Origin of the sequence: Streptomyces finlayi (genome assembly GCF_014216315.1) — a bacterium.
Classification (GTDB): Bacteria; Actinomycetota; Actinomycetes; order Streptomycetales; family Streptomycetaceae; genus Streptomyces; species Streptomyces finlayi_A.
In genome coordinates, this window is record NZ_CP045702.1 from 4,983,948 (window position 1) to 5,004,113 (window position 20,166).

The following is a 20,166-nucleotide window of genomic DNA, read 5'->3' on the forward strand; positions in this document are numbered from 1 at the left end:
TGGGCGCACCTCACAGACGCAGGGCCGATACGAACTCCGCCCACGCAGCGACCCGTACGGAGATGGAGGCCCCTTCCGGGCGCTTCGAGTCACGTACACCGACGACGGCGTGCAGATTGGCCACCTCGACGCACTCAGTGCCGCTTCCACCGCTGTACGACGACTTGAACCACACGCGTTCGCTGTCCATCAAAGCTCCCCAATGACCCGATTCAGGAGCGCGGCAGACTGATCGATATCCAACGACTGCGCACGCAGGTACTCGAACGCCAACCTATAGCGCGCTAGTTCCTGCGGCTTCTCCATGAAAAGGCCACCGCCGATGATATCGACGTACACGACGTCGAGTTCAGGCGTTGGGCCGCCGAGGATGACGAAGCTGCCGACAGCAGCGGCGTGGGCGCCTGCTTCGAACGGCAGTATCTGAACGGTGATGTGAGGCTGGGACGCCTGCTCCCTGAGGTGCCTCAACTGCTCCCGCATGACGTCACGCCCGCCCACCATGCGCCGGATCACCGCCTCATCAATCACGGCCCACATGTGAGGAGGCTCGGCACGAGAGAGAAGCTCCTGCCGTTTCATTCGGATGTCCACCATGTGGTGGATCTCTTGATCCGTGCACCTCATCTCGGAGGCGCGGTGCACTGCTTCCGCGTACGTGCGTGTTTGGAGAAGCCCTGGGACGTACATGCACGCGTAGTGGCCCTCGCTGACCACTTCGTCCTCAAGTGTCAGCATGAGATTCATCGACTCGGGAATCGGGTCCGCCAGGGATCGCCACCACCCCTGAATACGAGCTCCCTTCGCCAAATCGACCAGCGATTCACGTTCCTGGTCGGAGGCGCCGTACTGGCGACACAGGGCGTCCACGGCTGGCCACTTGACGGTGCCTTCCTTCGTCTCATACCGACTCAACGTCGCCTTTGAGATGCCGACTCCGGCGCCCGCCTCCTCCAAAGTGAGGCCTTTGCGCTCGCGGAGCCGACGTAGGTCTGCGCCGAGCTGTCGTCTACGGGTGGTTGGTCCGACTGGCATGGCCGTCCTTCGCGTTGATCCCTCAGAGGGTGCACGGTGCAGAGCGCTCCGAGCAAGACAGCGCACTCCGGGGGCGTGCACCGGCGACTGTGCTCCCATCAGTCGCTAGTGAGAGTTCCAAAATGAGAGTTCCAATGTCACTCTATTGATGGGAGCGGGCACGCTGGGTGACTGCGTCTCTCGCAGGAGTGATGATGGGGATGAATGGATGTCGCTTCGGCATCGTCAGGAAGGCATGGGACCTGCCCTTCCTGGCCGAGGCAGGGGAGTTGGTCGGCTTGCGGCGTGTGATGCGACTGCATCTGGAGCTGTGGGGCCTACCTGATGTAGTCCACTCCGCGCAGATCTGCGTGACGGAGATGGCGGCGAACGTGATCAAGCACGTGGGATCAGGTACTCCGACGCGCTTGGACGTTTTCATGAGCGGCAGCGACCTCCGCATCGAGATGAGCGACCCTGATACGCGCGCGCTCCCCACTCTCATCGAGGCAACCGACGTGTCTGAGACGGGGCGAGGGCTTGCCCTTATCGATGGCATCGCTGAGCGCTGGGGCGTCATCCTTCGCGGCGACTCCAAGGTCATCTGGTGTGAGCTCGCCACGGGCCTACCCTCGCCGGTTGGCCATGTCGATGGGCCGCGTGTGGCGAAGGCGGAAGCCGTTTTGGGACTACTTCAGTTGAGGCCTGCGGTGGAATCCTCGACCTTCAGTCGGCTGAGTGTGGCGAGTGCGGAGATGGCGGCGATCGATCTCATCGCTGATCTTCTTCATTGGTTGCGAGCTCACGGGTGTGACCCGGACAGCGCGATGGATCGCGCGCAAACGTACTTTGAGGCCGATTTGCCGGGAGTCAGCTGAGTAGATTCCAGCCACCTAGCAACTGCGGTGGACGGAGCTCCACGGTCAGCACCGTTGAGGACGGTGGAGCAGCACCGCATAGAGAAGCGATTCATACGGGCTCGCCGTCGCTCTGGCACATTCAGGAACAGGGCCTCGGTTCCTAGCCGGCGGCAATGGCGGAGTACGTCAGCACGTCCGCAGGGATCTCGTGGCGAAGCTTCCAGACGATGCCCATGGGCTTGCTGCCCTTGTGCTTCACATACTCGGCTGGGCCGAGCAGTATCCATGGCTGAGGGCCACCGATGTCCGTCTTCTTGAAGCGGCGGACGAAGAGGAGGACTCGGGTATTCCTCTCCTTGTGGGTCTGGTAGCGAATGCCCGTGGGGGAGGCCTCAGATGTCTGGTTCTGAGACTCCCAATGGAACAGGGAGTCGTTGAGCGCGTAGTCCTTGTAGCGCGTCTCTGGGGAAAAGTCCTTCTCGTCCTTCTCTAGCGTGATGAGCAGCGCGTCCGTTTGGATGCTCTCGCACCACTTCACCCCCTCGCGGAAGTGCCCCGGCATGAAACCGTCCACCGTGGATTGGCCCAGGGCGGTAAGGATCTCTTCGCGGCTGTAGGAGGCGTGGACCGTCAGCGACAGGCTGGCGTGGGTGCCCAGTAGCGGTACGGGGACGTGGTCAGCCTGCTCCATGACATGGGCGAGGACTTGTCGCAGTTCATCCCGGAAGGCCCGGTGGGGGCGGAGCGTGTCGAAACCGGCCTGGTAGCTCGTGAAGTTGGCCCCCAACGGCCAAAGGGAGAAGAAGAACATCCGGGCGTACGCCTGTTCTTGGTTGCTGAGCTCTTCGTACGCGAGGGCGTCCTCGCCGACGAGCTTCGCGTATGCGGTGGCCCGCAGCGGGTCATCCACGTGGAGGAAGGCTGATACGCGCTTGAGTAGAGCCTCCTCGCCGTCGGGGCCGGTCTGATCGAGGAGCTTGGCTCGACGGAGGAGCCCGGTCCATGAGTTCCCGTTCCGGTAGAGCTCCTTGAGCTCTCGGCCGCTCTCTCGCAGATAGCCGGCGAGAAGAGGCTCGGCGTAAGACGCCACCTCGCCGGCGAGCTGCGTGACGTTGACTCCGATCTGGTTGCGAATGTTGTCGATGATCAATTCCTTGGCTTTCGTCTCAAGGATGATCTGACAGCCAGAGGGGAGCTGGGGGAAGTCGTGCTCAATGCTCGTGAGGAGCCGGTTGCGTGTGAGGTTCGTCAGCGCGCGGAACTGCTCTTCGAACCGAAATTCCTTGCGGTGCTGTCCGATGAAGTCCAAGACCGTAAGGACGGCTTTGCCCTCCGTTCGCCGTAGCCCGCGGCCCAGCTGCTGAAGAAACACTGTGGCGCTGGATGTGGGTCGAAGGAGGAGCAGGGTGTCTACGTCGGGGATGTCTAGACCCTCGTTGAAGAGGTCTACGGAGAAGATGACCTGGAGCGCACCCGTTCTCAGCTGATCGAGCGCTACCCTGCGCTCCCCCCTGGGGCTCTCGCCGGAGAGCGCAACGGCGGCGAGACCTGCTCGCTGGAAGAAGTCGGCCATGAAGTGAGCGTGGGCGACCGAGACGCAGAATCCCAATGCCCGCATGGCGCCCGGATCAGCGATCTTGTCCTTCACAGCCTGCACGACGAGCCTGGCGCGAGCATCGTTGCCCGTGAAGAGGTTACTGAGAGCCGTCGAGTCATACGCGCCGCGCTTCCACGTGACCGCACTCATGTCGGTGTTGTCGGTGATACCGAAGTAGTGGAACGGGCTGAGCAGGTCATTCTCCAGGGCTTCCCAAAGTCGCATCTCGGCGGCGATTCGGCCGTCGAAGAACTCGTCCTGAATATTCAGACCATCCATGCGCTCCGGGGTAGCCGCAATGGTCCTGAGTTAGCTGCCCGGGGTGCGATGATCTTGGGGTGGAGCGGATTGAGGGTGTGGCCGCGGGGCGGCTGACGGATGACGTGTCGATCGGGTTGCTGGCGGCGGTGTTCCCGGAGGAGGCCGTGCGGGCGGCGATCGATGAGGCGGGGGCGCGTGAGGAGCGAACGCGGTCGTTGCCGGCGAAGTTGATGATGTATTTGTCGCTGGCGTTGTGGTTGGAGCCGGGCAAGGGGTACGTGCGCACCCTGCGGGGCCTGCTGGAGGGGCTGCGGTGGTCGCGGGGCGGCTGGGGCGAATACCGGGTGCCCAGTGACGGGGCGATCTCGCTGGCCCGTTACCGGTTGGGTGAGGCGCCGTTGCGGAACCTGTTCGACGAGGTCGCAGCCCCGGTGGCCGATGAGCGCACCCCGGAGGCGTTCTGGCGGGGGCTGCGGTTGATGGCGGTGGACGGCACGGTCTTCGATGTGCCCTCGGGGAAGCGGAACGAGGCGGCGTTCGCGGTTCCGGCCGGTGGAAGCCGGCCGCAGGTCCGCCTGGTGGCGCTGGCCGAGTGCGGCACGCTGGCCCTGACCGGGGCGGCCTTCGACTCCATCGCGGTCGGTGAACGCACCCTGTTCACCCGCCTGTTGGACCGGTTGGCGCCCGGCATGCTGCTGCTGGCCGACCGCGGCTTCCCCTCGTTCGGCCTGTACCGGGCTGCCGCCGCGACGGGCGCACAACTGCTGTGGCGCGTCTCGGCTTCCTTCACCCTGCCCGTCAAGAAACGGCTGGCCGACGGCACGTACCTGTCCGAACTGCGCGGCGAGCGGAAGTCGCAGCGGGTCACGGTACGAGTCATCGAGTACTCCGTCGCCGACGACGGCGGAATCAGCGAGGTCTTCTGCCTCATCACCACCCTGCTGGACCCTGAGCACGCGCCCGCTTTGGAGCTGGCCCGCAACTACGCCGAACGCTGGTCGGTGGAAGTGCTCTTCAAACTGCTCAAGGTCGACCTGCGGCAAAGTGGCGGCATCCTGCGCTCGGGCAAACCCGAGGGAGTACGACAAGAACTGTGGGCGCTACTCTGCGTCTACCAGGCCCTGCGCACCCTGATCGCCAGGGCCGCCGTGATCGCGGGCATCGACCCCGCCCGCATCAGCTTCCCGCCCGTCCTGGACGCCGTCAAAAGCTCCCTCAGGACGGCTTTTTCCCCCTGACCAGCTCGCGAAGGCCCTGCACTTCCTCATAGCCGACCTCCCCGGCATGCACATCCGAGACCGCCCCACCCGCACCACGCCCCGCACCACGAAACGCCCCCATCTCAGCTACCAAACCCGCAGCTCAACCGACCCCGGAACCCGGCGCGTCACCCGCACCATCGTGCTCCACACACTGACACCCGACCCGATCTAACTCATGGCCATTGGGGGTAGCCGTGAGTCCGAGAAGCTCCAGTGGAGCGAAATGGTCAAGGAGCCTACGGTAGGTGGGTGATGTGCCGTGGTGGAACTCGTCGATCACGATCACGTCGAAGTGATCCGGTGCAAAGCGGTCCAGTGCACGCGGGTTGAGGGACTGTGCGCTGGCGAATACATGAGTCCAATTGTCGGGAATCTCCCCAGTGAAGAAGAGCTCTCCGAAGTTCGCGTCGACGAGGACGTTTTGGTACACGCGGAGGGACTGTTCGAGGATCTCTTTACGGTGGGCCACGAAGAGGAGGTGCGGGTCGCGGCCGAGCTGCTGCCGCAGGCGCTTGTAGTCCAGTGCCGCCATCACGGTCTTGCCCGTACCTGTCGCGGCGACCATCAGGTTGCGGTGCCGGTCGTGCACGGTGCGCTCGACTTCTAGCCGCTCAAGCATGTCGCGCTGGTGGGGGTAGGGGCGAACTTCCAGGCCAGAGAGCGTAATGCTGTTCCGGACCTGAGTGCTGGTGCCGCTTGCGTGTGACAGTGCTTCGTCGAGCCGCTGAGCGTCAGTGTGTGGGTCGTACGGCTCGAATGCCTGCTCACTCCAGTAGGCATCGAACGTTGCCTCGAACTTGCGGAGCACGGCGGGCGTGGCGACGGACGACAGCCGGACGTTCCATTCAAGGCCGTCGAGGAGGGCAGCCTTGGACAGGTTGGAGCTGCCAACATATGCCGTGTCGAATCCGCTGTCTCGGCGGAAGAGCCATGCCTTGGCATGGAGCCGGGTGGAGCGAAGCTCGTAATTTACCTTTACCTCGGCGCCGAAATCCTGAACCAGCCGGTCCAATGCGCGACGCTCGGTGGCGCCAATGTAGGTCGTTGTCAGCACGCGAATGGGAACACCACGTTCCCGTGCAGATGCCAGTGACTTTTCAAGAACGCGGAGACCGTGCCACTTTACGAATGCGCAGAGGAGATCCACACGATCGGCGGTGGCCAACTCGGCCCGAAGCTCAAAGCCGAGGCTCGGATCTTCCGGCGAGTTGGTGATCAGTGCTGTGTCCGAGAGCGGAGTGGCTGGGCGGATGGCGTAGACGCCGGGAGCCTCCTGCTCGGCCACAGCGAGCAGCTGGCGTGGGCCGTCGGCCACGAGGTCTATCCACTGGGTCGCACCCTCGATGGTGTTGAGGGACTCCAAGATGTGGTTGGCGGCCAGAACCTGTTCCGCGGGCGTGAGCCGCTGAAGGACCTGCCGGACCGTGTCGCCAATGTGTCGAGACAGGACGTGCGGCGTGGACTCCTGCCCCACGATGGCGTCAATGGAGCGCCATCCCGTGGCATCGAAATCTTTGAGGCGCTCTGCGAGGCGATGAGTGATGAGCGTTTCGTAAAGCCCAGCGACTGGCGCCGCATCCGCGAAATCGTTGGGCATGGTCGAGTCCCCTCATCCCGGCACGTTGTTACGTGAGCAGTTGTATCAAGGGGTACTGACAGAAGCGTGTCCGAGATGCGCATGATGGGGAGAGTGGATCGCGGCCCGCTCGGTCCCGCGCCGTCCCCGCGCCCCGCGCCATCCCCCGCCTCGGTGATAGTGCCGTCAAAGCCGGGTCGGATGTCAACTGGCGTGAAATAATCCGGAGTTCAGGGACGGGATGTTCCAGGTCGCTTCAGGTGGGACGGCAATGGCGCCGATGGGGGCAAGCGGATGACGGACGGGCCGGGCGTGAGCGGGCAGGGGCAGAAGCCGGAGCAGAGGCCGGAACAGGGGCCCGGAGCGGGGGCCGGGACCGTTGAGGTGCGGATCGGGGTGAGCGGGACGCATACCCGGCGTGATGATCTCGAGGCGCTCCATACCTGGTTGCAGAGCGCGCCCGATCTCGAAGAGGTACGGGAAGCGGATCAGCTGGCTGTCGGGCGCAAGGTCTCCGACCAGCAGACCGAGGGCATGAGCGGGGAGCTCATCCAGGACATCGTGCTCGTGGTGTCCGTCGAGGTGGCTCGTAACGTCATCGACAAGGTGTGGCGGTCCGTGGAGACCTGGGTGCGGAACCGGCGCAGGTTCGCCGACCCCGAGGAGACGCCGCGCGTCACCCTCGACGCACCCGACTCCGGGCCCGGGGCCGTGCTGGGGCGGGACACCGATGAGGGTGGGGACGCCGATCGGGACGGAGACGGCGGGACCGGCGGGACCGGCGACAGCGGCGACAGCGGCGACAGCGGAGGGTCGCGGGGCGGTGGCGGGGGTCAGGTGCGTCGTGGCGACGAGGCCGGGGAGGTCTAGGCGTCGTGCCGCCGTACAGCGCGCGCGGCGAGGAGGGCAGGGGCAAGCGGCACCGTGCGGTCGTCGTCGGTGTCGAGTCCTACAGCGGTGACCGGAACGACCTGCCCGCCGTCCGCCACAACATCCGGCTGGTCGCCGAGGCGCTGACCGCCGAAGGCACCGGGGTACTCGACCCCGCAGACGTCGTCGTGATTCCGGGCAGGGGGGCCACCCGGGCCGTTGATCCGCTCCAGGTGCGGGCCGCGCTGCGCGCCGCGCGCGAGGAGGTCGGCGGGCTGCTGGTCGTCTACTTCGCCGGGCACGGCATCGTGCGTCCCGACGGGAGCGACCTTCATCTCCTGTTCACCTCCTCACGTGTGACCCGGGACCGGCACCATCCCTTCGTGGACGCGCTGTCCTGGCGGGACGACGTGATGCCGGAGCTCTCCAAGGCCCGCGCCGACTGGGTCGTGGCGATCCTCGACTGCTGTTTCGCCGGAAACGCGCTGCAATCGTTCAACCCTGCCGTCGGGCAGAACTTCGCCCTGCTCACCGCTGCGGAGCCGGGCGTGGAGATCCCTCCCGGCGACCCCTCGGCCGGTACGGAGTTCACGGTCCGGCTGCACGGGCTGCTGACCGGGCGTACGGCTGCCGTGCAGCCGGCCACGTTCACCCGGCTCGTCACCGAGATGCGGGAGGCGATCGCGCCCCTCAAGGCCGTCGACGGACACCGGTGGATTCCGGACGAGCGGCGGCACGGGGACGATGTGCTGCTCGCCCTCCCGGTACGCGGGGGGAGCGGGCCGCACACGGGGAATGAGGGCAGGGAGGGGGACAGGAACGGAGCCGGGGAAGGGGACGGGAACGGGGGCGCGGACCGGGACCGGGACGGGAACAGGGGCGCGGACCCGGGCCAGGACGAAGGCACGCACGGAGACGGGGGCACGGAGGGCGAGGAGAAGCGCGTGCACGGCGGTGTGGTGTCCTCCGTCGCAGGGCGGTGGTGGTTACGGCTGCCCCTTCCCCGCCTCGTACGGCGTCGGCTGTCCGCGCCCCGTGGTGCGCGCGCACGGCGTGCGCTGCGGTCGCGGCGTCGCCGCTCTACCGCCCTCGGGCTCGCCGCCGCCCTGGCCCTCGCCGGTTTCGGTACGTGGTGGGCGGGCGGGCTGCCCGGCGGCGCCTCCCGCGACTGTCCGCCCGCGATGGAGCTCCGCGTACTCACCGATCCCGACCTCCGGCCCACCGTCAAGAAGGCCGCCGACGCCTATATGGAGCGCGGCAGCGGCTGCCGTTCCGTCGGGATCACCACGTACGACGCCAAGGCGACCGACGCCGTGGCCGCCCTCCGGGCCTCGTCCCTCTGGCAGGACCCGCCCGCCGCCTGCCCCGCGACCGGTGAGTGTCTGCGGCCCCAGCGCGATGTCGGCCCACAGCCGGACATCTGGATTCCTGCGGCGGGCAGCGCCTGGCGCCGGGTGATGGAGGGCGGGCAGACCGAGGCCGGCGGGAGCGCCGCTGCGACGGCCACCGGCGACGTCTCCTCAGGAGGCGACGGAACGGAAGGGGCCGAGGGGGCAGCAGGTGAACGGGCCGTGACCCTGGACGCGCTGGGCTCGGTCGCCTTCACGCCCATGGTTCTGGCGGTACCCATCAGCATGGCCCTGGTACCGGAGTCGCAGACGGGCCGGCCGCTCGGGTCGCTCATCTCCGAACTGCGTGACGCGCAGCGCCCGGACCGGTCCGTCTCCGTACTCAGGCCCGACCCCGAAGGCACCGACGGGGCACTGTTGGCCACCGAAGCCCTGTACGCCTCGTCCGAGGCGGGGTCCGGGTCAGGTTCGGCGTCATCCCTGGAGCAGAGCATGGCGCAGGCGCTGCGTCCGATGCCCGCCACCGCGAGGGAGTTGATGTGCGCGCTGGCCGACGGCACCCGCAATCCGCTGGAGGACAGCGCGGCCGTTCTCGTACCGGAACAGACCATGGCCCAGTGCAACCTGCCGTCCGGCGACCCGGGACGCCCCCGCTGCGCGACGGATGTGCTGGACAACCGAACCGCCCAGTACCCCAACGACATCCCGGTGCTCGATCTGCCGTACCTCCAGGTCACCTGGGACGACGCGGGCCGCGACGCCGAGGCGCGCGACCGGGAGGTGAGGCGCTTCTACGCGTGGCTGGCCGAGGACACGGCGGCGCAGAAGTTCTTCACCGATGACGGCTTCCGCAGGGTCGGCGACAACGGCAAGCCCGCGCCGCCCGAGGAGAACTCGCCGCTCCGCGCGGACCTCGACGCGACGGGGAGGTATGCCGTACGCCAGTCGATTCCGCCGACCGCCACGAGCACCGTCACGGCCGCTTCGCTCAACACCACGCTGCGCCGCTACCGGCAGGCGCTCGGCCCCGGGCGGGTGCTGTACCTCCTGGACAACTCCACCTCGATGGCCGACAAGCGGGTCTGGGACGGCTCAGGGCGGGCGAAGGAGCTGGTGGTCCGGTCGATGAGTTCGCTGGGTGCCGGTGACGCGTACGGCGTGTGGTCGATCGCTTCGGAGAAGGACCCGGACGTCGTGCCGTTCGGGCGGCACGGTCGTGCCGCCGCGCAGAAGGCCGTCGCCGCGGCCGGGACCGCCGATGTCGACGCGCGCGTCGTGGAGGGGCTTCGCGAAGGATTCGCGACCTTGCGTGACGGGCTGACCGAGGACGATCCGCCACGGCTCCTCGTCCTGGTCACCGACGACGAGGACTCGAAGGGGCTGACGAAGAAGGAGCTGGCGGAGCTCGTCGCCAAGGCGGAACAGGCCCCGCCGGTACGGGTCGTGGTCGTGTCCCTGCGTGGTGGCGGCTGTTCCGCCGGCCGGCTCAACGAGGCGATCACGGAGGCGACCGGCGGGCGCTGCCTGGACCTGTCGGACGACATCCCCACCGAACTGACCGCCGAGGTCGCCAAGACGGGCACGGGGGACGCGGAATGACCTGGCTCGGAAGTCGAAGTGGAAGCGGAGGTGGAATGGGACGTGGAAGTGGAAGCGGAATGGGACGTGGAAGTGGAGGACAGGGAGGCGCCCGGCGCGGGGGAGGACGGAGCACGGGACGGCGGGTCCTCCTCGCCGGCGTGCTCGGCTGTCTCCTCGCCGTGTCCTCGGCCGCCTGTTCGGGCGGACCAGAGGGTACGCCGCAGGCGGGCCAGGACGGCAACGCCACCGACCAGGGGCCGATCGTCGTCGCCAGCGGGCTCGATGTCACCGGGTCCGGCGGGGTGCGCCAGCAGCTCATAGAGGAGTGGAACAGGAAGCACGCCTCGTCGAAGTCCGAGCAGGCCAAGCTCGTCGAACTGCCGGGCGGCGCCGACCAGCAGCGCAGCCAGCTGCTCGGCGCGCTGCAGTCCGGGAGCGCCGGATACGACGTGGTGAACCTCGACATCACCTGGATTCCCGAGTTCGCCGAAGCCGGACTGATCCGCCCGATGCCCGAGGAGGAGACCGTCGACCGTGACTTCATCAACCGGGTCCACCGGACGACCCTCTGGAAGGGCCGCTCCTACGCCAGGCCCTTCAACACCGATGTGGGCCTGCTCTACTACCGCCCCGACCTGCTGGAGGCCGCCGGAATCCAGCCGAGCAGGCAGCCCACCCTCAACTGGTCCTGGGGTGACCTCAACGCGTCCATCAAGACCCTCGCGCTCAGCCCCGGCCGGGGCGACGACCAGGCGGGCTGGACCACGCAGCTCAAGCAGTACGAGGGGCTCACCGCCAACACCGTCGAGGCGTTCGCCAGCGTGGGTGTCGAACTCGCCGACGAGGAGGGCAGGTACCGGGCGAGCGAGGCGGACCTCAAGAAGGGCCTCGACGAACTCCTCGAACGGACCCGTCACGACCGGATACTGGCCAGCGCGGTCAGCGCGGACGAGACGGCGACCCTGGCCGACTTCGCCGCCGGACGCGTCGCCTTCCTGCGCCACTGGCCGTACGTCTACGGCGCCTTGCGGACGCTGCTGCCGCCCGACGCGTACTCCGTGAACCGGCTGCCCGGTGCTTCCGTGCTGGGCGGGCAGAATCTCGCCGCCACCGCCGATTCGCCGCGCGCCGGGAACGCCCGCGCCCTCATCGCGTTCCTGACCTCGCAGGAGAGCGAACGCTGCCTGCTCGACGCGGGCTTCGCCGCGACCAGGGCCTCCGCGTACAACGGGAATTCCAGGCCCTGCTGGCCCCGCGTCGCCGCCGCTCTCCGCCCGGCCGACGGCGCTTCCACCGCCACCGGCGGTCCGTCGTCCGCGCCGCCCTCCAAGGCGGGGGAGGGCGGCGCGAAGGACCAGGGGGCAGCGGCGCGGAAGGCCTTCACCTGGACGCTGAGCGGGGCACTGAAGGAGGCGGTCCAGCGCCCCCGTACGCCTTACTACGGGGCGTTCACCCAGGTGTTGCAGGCGCATGTGCACGCGCTGCTGTCCGCGGAGAGGCCGGACAGCGCGAAGGCCGCCGGCCGTCTCCACCTCGACCTTCGGGACGCCTTCGAAGGGAAGTGAGGCCGTCCCGAAGATCCGCCCGCTCCACCCCCTCCGCCCGCTCCACCCCCTCCGCGGCTACGCGACCCCGTGGCACTCCCGGTACGCCCGCCCCGAACCGCACCAGCACGCCGCACTGCGCGCCGGCGGCCAAGGGATCGCACGGCCCCGGGCGGCGAGCGTGGTGGCGTACTGGGGGAGCAGGTTCGGATCGGCCGGGGACGCGGCCTCCGAGGCGGCGAACGCCTCGTACGAGGGGACCGTGCCCGCGACGATGCCGAGGTTCGGGGTGCCACCCGCGTGCAGGTCGCGCAGCGCGGCCTCCAGGCGGGCCAGGTGCTCGGTGTGGGTGGTGTACTCCTCGTCGGCCAGGGAGGGGTAGGCGTCGAGGAGTTCGGCCAGTTCGGCTTCCGGCCAGTGCAGGACCGCCACCGGGAACGGACGCGACAAGGCCGCCCGGTAGGTGCCCAGTTCGGCACGGAGCCGGGTGATCTCGGCCTTCAGCTCGCCCGGGTCCGAGGAGCCCAGGGACCACAGGCGCTTCGGGTCGTGGAGCTCGTCGAGCGAGACGTTCGCCGTGCTCAGGGCGTCGGCCAGTTCGTCCCAGGCGTCGTGGTCGTGGCCCATCAGCCGGCGTACGCGATGCCGCCCGGTCAGCAAGGACTGGGTGGCGTACGGGACTTCCTCGCCCGGTGCCAGGAGCAGCGTCAGCGCGGTCTGGAGGACGTCGTGGGCCGCCTCCAGCTCGTCGTGGGCTTCGAGGGTCCCGGCGACGATCTGCCACGGGGCCGCCTGGAGCGGGCCGGCCACGCGGATTCCGTCGATGATCGCGCGGGCCTCGGCCTCGTGTCCGTACTCCCAGAGATTTGCGGCTTTGAGGGCTTTGACCAGGTACGGGTTGGCGGTGTCCGTGGGGGGCGCGCTGAGCAGTTGGTCGTAGAGGCCGGTGGCGCGGGCGCGGTCACCGGCCAGTTCCAGATGGGCCGCGGCCTGGAGGAACAGCGGTTCGTGGTCCTCGGGGTACTGCGCCGCGGTGCGGAGCAGGCGCTCGGCTTCGGTGATGTGATCGGCAGGCGTGTCGGGGCGCATGGAGCACACGGTACTGCCGCACAGGCGCTTGCTGGGAGAGCCGGCCGGTGGGCGTGGGTGACGACACATGTCTGGTGGGTTACGGGGATTGCCCCTATCGTGCGGGCCGTGCGGGAGCGGATACCTGTGGTGGTGCAGCGGAACTCGCCGGGCCGGCGGGCCGCTGTGCGCGGCCTGTGGACGGGCGCCGAACTGGTGGTGACGCTCGGCGTCGTCCTCCTGCTCCTCGTCGCGCATCAGCTGTGGTGGACCAACCGGCAGGCCCGCGAGGGTGCGGAGCGCCAGGTCCGGGCCCTCCAGGAGGACTGGGGGCGGGATCGCGGCGCGGCTGCGCCGGTGGACGAACCGCCGGAGGGCGGCCAGGGCGACGAGCCCGGGACCGATGGGCGCAGCGGGCGGCAACCGCAGCCCCCCGCGCCGGACCGTGCGGCCACGTCCGTCACCCCCGCCGCCCCCAGGGCTCCCCGCTGGGATCAGGCGTACGCTGTCCTGCGCATCCCCCGCCTCGGCCTCACCGCGCCCGTCGCGCAGGGCGTCGGCAAGCCAGGCGTCCTCGACAAGGGGTACGTCGGCCACTATCCGCGTACCGCGCAGCCCGGACAGCCGGGCAACTTCTCGGTGGCCGGGCACCGCAACACCCACGGAGAGCCCTTCCGTCGCATCGACCGGCTGCGGCGCGGTGACCGGATCACCGTCGAGACCCGGGACGCCGTCTACACGTACACCGTCGACAAGGGCCTCGCGCAGACGTCGCCCTCCGACAGCGGGGTGATCGCCGCCGTGCCACGCAGCAACGTGCGGACGTCCGTCGGATACAGCGAGCCGGGGTACTACCTGACGCTGACGACCTGCACGCCCGAGTTCACCTCGCGGTACCGGCTGATCGTCTGGGGCAAGCTCACCGCGATGCGACCGAGGTAGCGCGTCCGTATCCGCTGTCCGCACCGAACACCCCTCCCGACGAGCGCTGTTGTGGTGTGCGTGGAAGTCGTGCGTCGGCACTGAAGGGCGGCCTCAACCTCGCGCCGAACGGCTACGGCTGGGCCTCGGGCGGCTACATCGCCGACTCCGAGATCGACGGTCGGATCGGCGACTACTGGCAGCAGCAGCGGTACACGGTACGGAACGCGGAGTACCGGCTGCCCTGATCCACCTGATCCACCACTGACGGACGGCCGTCCCCTCGCCCTCGCCGGGGGAGGGGACGGCCGCCGTCAGCGGGCCGCGCGCTGCGGGATGGCCGCGCGCTGCTGGAGGCTCGCGCGCCAGGCGGGGGCCGGCTCCTGCGGGCCGGTCTCCCGCGCACGGCCGCCGCGTGCGAAGAAGTCGGCGAGCGGCAGGATCGCCGCCCCGACGGTGACGGCGTCCGGTCCCAGCGTGCCGAGGTCGATACGCACATGGGAGGCCGGGTACGACAGGGCGTAGGAGGTGGCGTGCGTCCGTACGGAATCCAGGAAGCGGGCACCGAGCTGGAGTCCCGCCCAGCCGCCCACGAGGATCCGCTCGGGCTGGAAGAGGTTGATGAGGTCGGAGAAGCCCGCGCCGAGGTACTCCGCTGTCTCCTCCAGGACGGCCAGCGCCGTGGCATCGGCCTCGCGCACCGCGGCACCGCCGTGCGCGCCCGCGTCGGCCTCGGGGTAGGCGGCGGCGAGCATCGCGGTGAGCGCCGTCTCCTCGTCCGCGCCCTCGGGCGGGTGTCCGCCCGCCTCCGCCCAGCGCTGGAGGAGCGCCTCGGCTCCCGCGTACGCCTCCAGGCACCCCTGGGCTCCGCAACGGCAACGGCGCCCACGGACCCGTACCGTCAGATGCCCCCACTCCACGGCCCGGCCCGGGCGCATCGAGTCGGAGACCACGCAGGCGCCGACGCCGGAGCCGAAGAGCACGACCACCGCGCTCTGCGCGCCGCGGCCGGCCCCGAACCACATCTCGGCCTGGCCCAGCGTCTTGGCGCCGTTGTCGATGTAGTACGGCACGGTCTCGGGCAGCAGCCCGGACTCGCGCAGCAGCCGTTCCAGCGGGACGGCGTCCCAGCCGATTGTCTGGCCGTGCACCACGGCCCCGTCGTCGGGGGTCCGCGCGACGATGCCGGGCACTCCGATGCCGACCCCGAGCAGCAGGTCGAGGGGGATCTCCGCCCGCTCCAGGACCTCGGCGATGCCGTCCAGGAGATGGCCGACGACGACGCCGACGTCGTAGCGGGTGTTGCGGCCGACACGGTCTCCCGTGAGCGGCTTCTCGACCCGGGCGAGCTCGGTGAGGGCGAGGTCGAAGAGCTCGATCCGTACGCGGGTCTCCCCGACGTCGACACCGATCACGTATCCGCACCGGGGGCTGATGCGCACCAGGATGCGCGGGCGCCCGCCGCCGGAGTCGACGCTGCCGGCCTCCTCCACGAGCCCTTCCGCGACCAGCTCCGCCACCACGTTGCTGACCGAGCCCGAGCTGAGGCCGGTGGCGGGACCGAGCGAGAAGCGGCTCAGGGGCCCGTCGAAATACAGCCGTTGCAGAACGGCGGTGCGGTTTTCCCGCCGCAGGTCACGCACCGTACGGCCCCTGCGCACTTTCACCCTGCTCCCTCTTCCTGAAGTTCCTGCTCGCAACCTACAGGCGCCAGGACCCTTGACGCGCCCTTCGCTTGAGGTTTAACTCACATCCTGAATTAAGTCGCAGGGGCCTTCAGGTTCCGAACGCGGGGTGCTGCTCCGACCGAGCGGAATCCCGGCGTCGGCCAGCAGCCGCGGCAGCGGATCGGCGCCGAGACGACGAGCGCCACACTCCCCGCGCGCCGGGTGAGTGACCAGGGCCCTGACCGCCCGGTTGGGGGCGTACCCGGTCCGGTCGATCGGGTGCCGGACCACGTCCTGGATACCGGGGTCGACGTCGCGCACCCCGTTCACGACCCGCGACACGGTCGCCCGGGACACCCCCGCCTGGCCCGGGGCACCCCCTCCTCGCGTGCGACGTCTTCGAGCGTCGGGCCCCGTCTGCTCATGGCTTGAACCTCAAGGCGCTCGCGGGAGCCGTCGGGTCCGGCTGGGGCATCATGTATAACGACGTGAGGGGCGAACGCGTGTGCGCGTCCCGGAAGACCGTGACCGTGGTGACTGTGGTGAAGGAGGGGCCGATGGGTGACGCGAACCGTCTCCGCGGCGCCTTCGCACGGCTGCTCCGGCCCCTCGGTCTGATCGTTCTCTTCTTCACCGAGGTCCTCCTCGCCGAAGGCGGCAGCCTCTCTGCCGCGGTCGCGCTCGCCGCCACCGCGGCAGCAGGTTCCGCCCTCCTCGCCTCCGCCGTCATCAGCGCGCGCTGCGCCGCCCCCGTGCCCCGCACCCGGGTCCGCACAGCCATCCGTGACCGGGAGGAACGCACCGCGTTCCTGCCCCAACGGGACCCCGACGCACGAGGCCGCACCAGGCCCCGGGCACCGGGGCGCGCCCTCCTGACGGCCGCGTAGGGGTTTCGCCGCACCAAGAGCCACACCGTGTCGCACCCCGCGTGGGTCGTCCTGCCGAGTCCGTACGCAACTCCCGCGTACTCCCGCGTACTCCTGGCACGACGAGACCCCCGGAGGGCTCATCCATGTCCGCTTTCATGTCCGCCTTCGCGAGCCTGGTCGGCTCGCTCGCCGACCTGCTCCAGCCGTTCTTCCAGACGGCGTCCACCGCCGCCGCGATCGTCCTGTTCACCGCCCTCGTACGGCTCGCCGTGCACCCCCTGTCACGGGCGGCGGCCCGGGGCCAGAAGGCGCGGACCAAGCTCCAGCCGCAGATCGCCGCACTCCGCGAGAAGCACGGCAAGAACCCCGAGCGGATGCAGAAGGCGCTCATGGAACTGCACACGGCAGAGAAGGTCTCCCCGCTCTCCGGATGCCTGCCGAGCCTGCTCCAGATGCCGGCGTTCTTCCTGCTGTACCACCTTTTCTCCAGCACCCGGATCGGCGGCGAGCCCAACGCCCTCCTCAGCCACCGGCTCTTCGAGGCCCCCCTCGGAGAGCGCTGGCACGACGCGCTCGCGGACGGTGGCGTGTTCGGTGCGCAGGGGCTCGTCTACCTGGCGCTCTTCCTGATCGTCGCGGCCGTCGCCACCTTCAGTTACGGGCGGACGAAGCGACAGATGGCCGCCAACCCGATGACTCCGGCCACGGGCCCCGACGGACAGCCGGTGCCCGGCATGGGGGCGATGACGAAGCTGATCCCGCTGATGTCCTTCATGACGCTCTTCACCGTGGCGTTCGTACCGCTCGCCGCCGCCCTCTACGTGGTCACCAGCACCACCTGGACCGCGATCGAGCGGGCGTTCCTGTACCGCGACATGACGGCTCCGGGCACCGCCATGGCCGGTGCGGCGTAGGCGGGCGGGCGAATGCGCCGGTCCAGTGAGTGAACAGGGTCTTGCCAGGTGATCCGATGTCTTGGAGGATCGGCCAAGCCCCATCGATGGCCGCAACCACCGACGGGCTCGATCTCGACCAAGGGGAGATGAACCGTTGAAGCTGCTTCGAGTCGGTACGGCAGGTGCGGAACGCCCTGCGCTGCTCGACCAGGACGGAACCCTGCGCGACCTGTCGGGGCTCGCCGGTGACATCGACGGCGGACTGCTCGCCGACGCGTCGGCGCTCGCCCGGATACGGGCCGCGGCCGGGTCCGGTGAGCTGCCCGTGCTGGACGCGGACGGGCTGCGGATCGGGCCGCCGCTCACCCGGATCGGCAAGATCGTGTGCATCGGGCTGAACTACCATGACCATGCGACGGAGACCGGCGCCGCGATCCCGGCGGAGCCGATCCTGTTCTTCAAGGCACCCGACACCGTCGTGGGCCCCGACGACACGGTCCTGGTGCCGCGCGCCTCCCGCAAGACCGACTGGGAGGTCGAACTCGCCGTGGTCATCGGGCGGACCGCCCGCTATCTGGAGTCGGCGCAGGAGGGGCTCGCGCACGTGGCGGGATACGCGACGGCGCACGACGTCTCCGAGCGCGAGTTCCAGATCGAGCGCGGCGGCACCTGGGACAAGGGCAAGAACTGCGAGACGTTCAACCCGCTGGGTCCCTGGCTGGTGACCGCCGACGAGGTGCCCGACCCGCAGGCCCTGTCGCTGAGGCTCTGGGTCAACGGTGAGCTGAAGCAGGACGGCAGCACCGCCGATCAGATCTTCCCGGTGGGTGAGGTCGTCCGCTATCTGAGCCATTTCATGACGCTGTACCCGGGCGATGTCATCAACACCGGAACACCGGCCGGGGTCGCCATGGGGCGGCCCGAGCCCAAGCCGTATCTGAAGGCGGGGGACGTCGTCGAGCTGGAGATCGAGGGGCTCGGACGGCAGCGGCAGGAGCTGAAGGACGCCTGACCGCTGCGCCGCGGGGCGCCTGACAGCTCCTGCGGAGCACGGAAAGGTCGGAGGGGTGAACCCTCTCCGGCGGCCGGCGGCCGGTGGCCGGGTGGTCGGCGGGTGGACGGGGAAGCGGCGCCCGCCGGCCAGGTAGGCCCCGCCCGCCGCTCGCCCGTCCTTCCCCTGCTCGCCCGTCCGTCCGCGGCTGCCCGCCGGTCAGCCGGTCAGCCGCCGAGCTTCGTGGCGAACTGCTCCAGTGCCTCGACGACCAGTGCGTGGTCCTCGGCCTGGGGCAGACCGGACACCGTGACCGAGCCGATCACGCCCGCGCCCTCGACCGCGATCGGGAACGAACCGCCGTGCGCGGCATAGACACCCGGGTCCAGGCGCGAGGACTCCTCGAACGTCGTGCCCTTCGCCCGGAAGCGGGTGCCCACCAGGTACGAGCTCTCCGCGTACCGCTCGACGACCCGCCGCTTGCGGTCGATCCAGGCGTCGTTGTCCGCGGTCGAACCCGGCAGCGCCGCATGGAACAGCTGCTGCGCGCCGCGCCGGATGTCGATCGCGACCGGCGCGTGCCGGGCCCGCGCCAGCGCGACGAGCAGCCCGCCGAGCACGTACGCGTCGTCGTACCCGAAGTGCGGCAGCGTCAGGCTGCGCTCCTGGGCGATGAGCTCGGAAATGGTCGGGGCGGTGGGGTTCATGCGGAGTTCTCCTCGGTGGGGTGGGGGAGAAGGGTCACGGAGGTGCCCTCGCGCGCGGAGCGGCGTGCACCCTCCAGGACGTCCAGGGTGGCCGCGGCCTGGAGAGCGGTCACCGGGTTCTCGCCGGTGCCGCGCAGGGCGGCGGCCACCGCCGCGTAGTACGCCGGGTAGTCGCCGGGAAGCGAACGGACCGGGGCGCCGCCGCCCGTCAGGGGCGACTCGCCCGAACCGAGCCGGCCCCACAGCTCCTGCGGCTCCTCGCCCCAGGGCTCGCCCGCGGCGGGGCGCAGGCCCTCGCGGAGGGCGGCCTCCTGCGGGTCCAGGCCGTACTTCACATACCCGGCCGCGGAGCCGAGGACACGGAAGCGCGGGCCCAGCTGGGCGGTCGTGGCGCTGACGTGGAGATGCGAGCGCACCCCGCTCGCATGCGTGATCGCCATGAAGGTGTCGTCGTCGGCCGAAGCGCCCGGACGGCGTACGTCGCACTCCGCGTACACCTGCACCGCCGGGCCGAACAGGGTGAGCGCCTGGTCGACGACGTGGCTGCCCAGGTCGTAGAGCAGTCCGCCGATCTCCAGCGGGTCGCCGGACTCGCGCCAGCCGCCCTTGGTCTGCGGACGCCACCGCTCGAACCGGGACTCGAATCGCTGTACGTCACCGAGCTCGCCGTCGGCGATCAGCCGGGCGAGCGTGCGGAAGTCGTTGTCCCAGCGGCGGTTCTGGAAGACGGAGAGCAGGAGACCGCGCTCGTCGGCGAGCGCGGCGAGCTCCCGCGCCTCGGCGGCCGTGCCCGCGATCGGCTTGTCCACGACGACCGGCAGGCCGGCCCGGAGCGCGGCGGTCGCGAGGGCGACGTGGGTCTTGTTGGGGGAGGCGATCACGACGAGATCGAGCTCGTCGGCGCGCGGCCAGAGCTCGTCGGACGAGACCGCGATCCGTACGTCGGGGAACTCGGCGAGGGCCTGCGCCCGCCGCTCCTCGTTCGACGTGACGACCGTGTCCAGGACCAGGCCCTCGGTCGTGGCGATCAGCGGGGCGTGGAAGACGGAGCCGGCCAGGCCGTATCCGACAAGTGCGACCCGGAGCGGGGCGTTGGGGTTCCCAGTCATGCCCGCCACTTAAGCAACGCTGTT

16 protein-coding genes and 3 pseudogenes are annotated in these 20,166 nt (G+C 69.4%); 10 read left to right on the top strand and 9 right to left on the bottom strand.

All coding sequences use genetic code 11. The features are described from left to right. Positions 1 to 10 precede the first annotated feature (10 nt). Entirely contained in the window at positions 11 to 190 is a 180-nt protein-coding gene (locus F0344_RS22950; RefSeq protein WP_185300596.1) for a DUF397 domain-containing protein, read from the bottom strand. Further along, positions 190 to 1,035 (bottom strand): helix-turn-helix domain-containing protein, encoded by an 846-nt coding sequence (locus F0344_RS22955; RefSeq protein WP_185300597.1) that lies wholly within the window; start codon positions 1,033 to 1,035, stop codon positions 190 to 192. Before F0344_RS22955 ends, F0344_RS22950 begins: the two co-directional genes overlap by 1 nt. A gap of 191 nt (positions 1,036 to 1,226) precedes the next feature. Here F0344_RS22955 and F0344_RS22960 point away from each other — a divergent pair, with 191 nt between their 5' ends. Continuing rightward, the gene (locus tag F0344_RS22960; RefSeq protein WP_258050059.1) at positions 1,227 to 1,892 is read left to right on the top strand and encodes an ATP-binding protein; all 666 of its coding nucleotides are present in this window, start codon (positions 1,227 to 1,229) and stop codon (positions 1,890 to 1,892) included. A 142-nt stretch (positions 1,893 to 2,034) separates the two neighbouring features. On the opposite strand, the pseudogene F0344_RS22965 reads toward F0344_RS22960, so the two are convergent. After that, a pseudogene (locus tag F0344_RS22965) lies at positions 2,035 to 3,771 on the bottom strand (DUF3427 domain-containing protein); the annotation flags it as partial. Between the two features lie 38 nt (positions 3,772 to 3,809). Here F0344_RS22965 and F0344_RS22970 point away from each other — a divergent pair. Then, a complete protein-coding gene (locus F0344_RS22970) occupies positions 3,810 to 4,970 on the top strand; it encodes an IS4 family transposase (RefSeq protein ID WP_185297178.1) in 1,161 nt (386 codons plus the stop codon). A 157-nt stretch (positions 4,971 to 5,127) separates the two neighbouring features. On the opposite strand, the pseudogene F0344_RS22975 reads toward F0344_RS22970, so the two are convergent. After that, positions 5,128 to 6,591, bottom strand: a pseudogene (locus F0344_RS22975) (DEAD/DEAH box helicase family protein); the annotation flags it as partial. 375 nt (positions 6,592 to 6,966) lie between these two features. On the opposite strand from F0344_RS22975, the gene F0344_RS22980 reads away from it, so the two are divergent. The 3 genes from F0344_RS22980 (at position 6,967) to F0344_RS22995 (ending at position 11,935) form a co-directional block, all read left to right on the top strand. Further along, entirely contained in the window at positions 6,967 to 7,440 is a 474-nt protein-coding gene (locus tag F0344_RS22980; protein WP_258050060.1) for a hypothetical protein, read from the top strand. A gap of 5 nt (positions 7,441 to 7,445) precedes the next feature. Next, positions 7,446 to 10,388: a VWA domain-containing protein gene (locus F0344_RS22990; RefSeq protein WP_258050061.1), complete on the top strand. Its 2,943-nt coding sequence runs from the start codon at positions 7,446 to 7,448 to the stop codon at positions 10,386 to 10,388. 140 nt (positions 10,389 to 10,528) lie between these two features. Further along, positions 10,529 to 11,935 (top strand): extracellular solute-binding protein, encoded by a 1,407-nt coding sequence (locus F0344_RS22995; RefSeq protein ID WP_258050062.1) that lies wholly within the window; start codon positions 10,529 to 10,531, stop codon positions 11,933 to 11,935. A gap of 57 nt (positions 11,936 to 11,992) precedes the next feature. Here the strand turns inward: F0344_RS22995 and F0344_RS23000 are convergent, their stop codons facing one another. Next, positions 11,993 to 13,003: an SEC-C domain-containing protein gene (locus F0344_RS23000; RefSeq protein WP_185300599.1), complete on the bottom strand. Its 1,011-nt coding sequence runs from the start codon at positions 13,001 to 13,003 to the stop codon at positions 11,993 to 11,995. Positions 13,004 to 13,111: 108 nt separating this feature from the next. On the opposite strand from F0344_RS23000, the gene F0344_RS23005 reads away from it, so the two are divergent. Continuing rightward, a complete protein-coding gene (locus F0344_RS23005; protein ID WP_374940112.1) occupies positions 13,112 to 13,924 on the top strand; it encodes a class E sortase in 813 nt (270 codons plus the stop codon). 56 nt (positions 13,925 to 13,980) lie between these two features. Then, the gene (locus tag F0344_RS23010; RefSeq protein ID WP_185303041.1) at positions 13,981 to 14,151 is read left to right on the top strand and encodes a hypothetical protein; all 171 of its coding nucleotides are present in this window, start codon (positions 13,981 to 13,983) and stop codon (positions 14,149 to 14,151) included. A 66-nt stretch (positions 14,152 to 14,217) separates the two neighbouring features. Here the strand turns inward: F0344_RS23010 and F0344_RS23015 are convergent, their stop codons facing one another. Further along, positions 14,218 to 15,570, bottom strand: a complete 1,353-nt coding sequence (locus tag F0344_RS23015; protein ID WP_185300601.1) for an ROK family transcriptional regulator — start codon at positions 15,568 to 15,570, stop codon at positions 14,218 to 14,220. A gap of 188 nt (positions 15,571 to 15,758) precedes the next feature. Further along, positions 15,759 to 15,995: pseudogene (locus F0344_RS23020) on the bottom strand (LacI family DNA-binding transcriptional regulator); the annotation flags it as partial. A 132-nt stretch (positions 15,996 to 16,127) separates the two neighbouring features. Between F0344_RS23020 and F0344_RS23025 the strand changes: the two are divergent. From F0344_RS23025 to F0344_RS23035, 3 genes are all read left to right on the top strand, one after another. Further along, on the top strand, positions 16,128 to 16,457 hold the full coding sequence (locus tag F0344_RS23025; RefSeq protein ID WP_185300602.1) for a DUF6412 domain-containing protein: 330 nt from the start codon (positions 16,128 to 16,130) through the stop codon (positions 16,455 to 16,457). A gap of 125 nt (positions 16,458 to 16,582) precedes the next feature. Continuing rightward, on the top strand, positions 16,583 to 17,353 hold the full coding sequence (locus F0344_RS23030; RefSeq protein ID WP_185300603.1) for a YidC/Oxa1 family membrane protein insertase: 771 nt from the start codon (positions 16,583 to 16,585) through the stop codon (positions 17,351 to 17,353). A gap of 136 nt (positions 17,354 to 17,489) precedes the next feature. Next, positions 17,490 to 18,347: a fumarylacetoacetate hydrolase family protein gene (locus tag F0344_RS23035; protein ID WP_185300604.1), complete on the top strand. Its 858-nt coding sequence runs from the start codon at positions 17,490 to 17,492 to the stop codon at positions 18,345 to 18,347. Positions 18,348 to 18,553: 206 nt separating this feature from the next. On the opposite strand, the gene F0344_RS23040 is transcribed toward F0344_RS23035, so the two are convergent. Then, positions 18,554 to 19,033: a heme-degrading domain-containing protein gene (locus F0344_RS23040; protein WP_185300605.1), complete on the bottom strand. Its 480-nt coding sequence runs from the start codon at positions 19,031 to 19,033 to the stop codon at positions 18,554 to 18,556. Beyond that, positions 19,030 to 20,142: a Gfo/Idh/MocA family oxidoreductase gene (locus F0344_RS23045; RefSeq protein WP_185300606.1), complete on the bottom strand. Its 1,113-nt coding sequence runs from the start codon at positions 20,140 to 20,142 to the stop codon at positions 19,030 to 19,032. The genes F0344_RS23040 and F0344_RS23045 overlap by 4 nt, the downstream gene beginning before the upstream one ends. Positions 20,143 to 20,166: the final 24 nt, after the last annotated feature.